1 protein-coding gene is annotated in these 2,699 nt (G+C 71.3%); it reads left to right on the forward strand.

The genetic code is table 11. From position 1 onward, the window contains the following. Positions 1 to 2,699 (forward strand): type I polyketide synthase (locus ACWD0J_RS41130; protein WP_451500982.1); only part of this gene is annotated, 2,699 nt, incomplete at both ends.

The raw sequence follows: 2,699 nt of genomic DNA on the forward strand, positions 1-2,699 counted from the left end.
CCTGCCCCACACCCTCACCCACGCCCTGACCACCCACACCCCCCAACTCACCCTCCACCACGGCACCCCCCACACCCCCCACCTCACCCACCTGCACCAACCGGACGAGCCCACGGCCTCCCTGAACTGGCGTGAAGACGGGACGGTGCTGATCACGGGCGGGGCGGGCGCCCTCGGGAGCCTGGTCGCCCGTCACCTGGTGGCGAAGCACGGCGTACGGCATCTGCTGCTGACCGGCCGACGGGGCGGCGACACCCCGGGAGCGCAGGAACTCCGCGAGCGGCTGGAGGAACTGGGTGCCGAGGTGACGTTCGCCCGCTGTGACGTCGCCGATCGTGACGCCGTGGCCCGGCTGCTCGCGTCCGTACCGGAGGACCGGCCGCTGACGGCGGTCCTGCACGCCGCGGGAGTGCTCGCCGACGCGACGATCACCTCGCTCACCCTCGAGGCGGTCGACGCCGTCCTCATGCCCAAGGCCGACGCGGCGGCACACCTCGACGAGCTGACTCGCGACGTCGACCTCGACGCGTTCGTGCTCTTCTCCTCCGTGGCGGGCCTGCTCGGCACACCGGGGCAGGGCAACTACGCGGCGGCCAACTCCTGCCTGGACGCCCTGGCAGCGCGCCGCCGGGCACAGGGACTTCCCGGGCAGGCTCTCGCCTGGGGACTGTGGGGCGACACCGGCGACACCGGCGACACCGGTGGCATGGGGGCCGCCCTCGGGGACACCGATCTCGCCCGCTGGGCACGCACCGGCATCGCCCCGCTGACGCCCGAACTCGGGCTCGCGGCACTCGATGCGGCGCTGCGCACCCGTATGCCGAACATCGTCCCCGCCCGCATCGACCGGCCGGCGCTCCGTGCACAGGCCGGGACCGGGGAAGTGCCTTTCCTGCTCCGGGACTTCGTCGCTCGTCCCGCGCGCAGGACGGCGGCGTCGGGTACGGCGTCCGGCATGTCGTCCGCCGTGGCAGCCAGGCTGACCGGCCTCGACGAGCCGGCGCAGCACGCCGAACTCCTCGGACTGGTACGCGCCGAGGCCGCGCGGGTCCTCGGCCATGACAGCGCCGCCGGGATCGACCCCGACCAGGACTTCAAGGCGCTCGGGTTCGACTCACTGACCGCGGTGGAACTGCGTAACCGGGTCAACTCGGCGGCCGGCATACGGCTCGCCCCCACGGTCGTCTTCAACCACCCGACACCAGCCGGTCTGGCCCGTCATCTGCGGGACGAACTGCTCGGCGACGCAGCCGCCGACGCCGAGCCCCCGTCCGCCTCCGTGGCTGTCACGGATGGGGATGATCCGGTCGTGGTGGTGGGGATGGGGTGCCGCTATCCGGGGGGTGTGGTGTCTCCGGAGGGGTTGTGGGATCTGGTGTGGTCGGGGGGTGAGGGGATTTCGGAGTTCCCGGTGGATCGTGGTTGGCCGGAAGATCTGTTCGACGGTGATCCGGGGCGGTCGGGCAAGTCGTATGCGCGTCATGGCGGGTTCTTGTCTGGCGCGGGTGATTTCGATGCGGAGTTCTTCGGTATCTCGCCGCGTGAGGCGTTGGCGATGGATCCGCAGCAGCGGTTGGTGCTGGAGGTGTCGTGGGAGGTGTTCGAGCGGGCGGGGGTCGATCCGGACGCTCTGCGCGGTTCCCCCACCGGCGTCTACATCGGCGTCATGTACCACGACTACGCGCCCCGCATGTCGACCGAACAGCAGGAGATCGAGGGCTACGCCCTGACCGGAAACCTGTCCAGCGTGCTCTCGGGACGGGTGGCGTACACCTTCGGACTCGAAGGTCCCGCGGTGACGATCGACACGGCGTGTTCGTCGTCGCTGGTCGCCCTGCATCTGGCCGCCCAGGCGATGCGCAACGGCGAGTGCGACAGGGCCCTCGTGGGCGGTGTCACCGTGATGGCCACACCGAACACCTTCGTCGAGTTCTCGCGGCAGCGGGGTCTGTCGCCGGATGGTCGGTGCAAGGCGTTCGCGGAGGCGGCGGACGGCACGGGCTGGAGTGAGGGTGTCGGTCTGGTGCTGTTGGAGCGGTTGTCGCAGGCGCGGCGGCAGGGGCATGAGGTGCTGGCGGTGCTGCGCGGGTCGGCGGTCAACCAGGATGGTGCGTCCAACGGTCTGACCGCTCCGAACGGTCCCTCGCAGCAGCGGGTCATCCGGCAGGCGCTGGCCAACGCCCGGCTGGACGCCGGCCAGGTCGACGTGGTCGAAGGCCACGGGACCGGAACGAAGCTCGGCGATCCGATCGAGGTCGACGCCCTGCTGGCGACGTACGGGCGTGAGCGTACGGCCGAACGGCCGTTGTGGCTGGGATCGGTGAAGTCCAACCTCGGTCACACGCAGGCCGCGGCGGGTGTCGCCGGTGTCATCAAGATGATCGAGGCCATGCGGCACGCGGCACTCCCACCGACCCTGCATGTCGACCGGCCGTCGACACATGTCGACTGGGACTCGGGGCAAGTCGCCCTGCTGACGGAGGCTCGGTCCTGGCCCCAGTCGGGTGAGCCGCGGCGGGCGGCGGTGTCCTCGTTCGGGATCAGTGGGACGAACGCGCATGTGATCTTGGAGGGCGCGCCCGAGGCGGCCGGGGCGTCGGTGACTGTGGAGCCGGTGGCGGGTGTTCTGCCGGTGGTGCCGTGGGTGGTGTCGGGGCGGAGTGCGGAGGGGTTGCGGGCGCAGGCGGCCCGGTTGGGGG

The organism is Streptomyces sp. NPDC003011 (genome assembly GCF_053591515.1).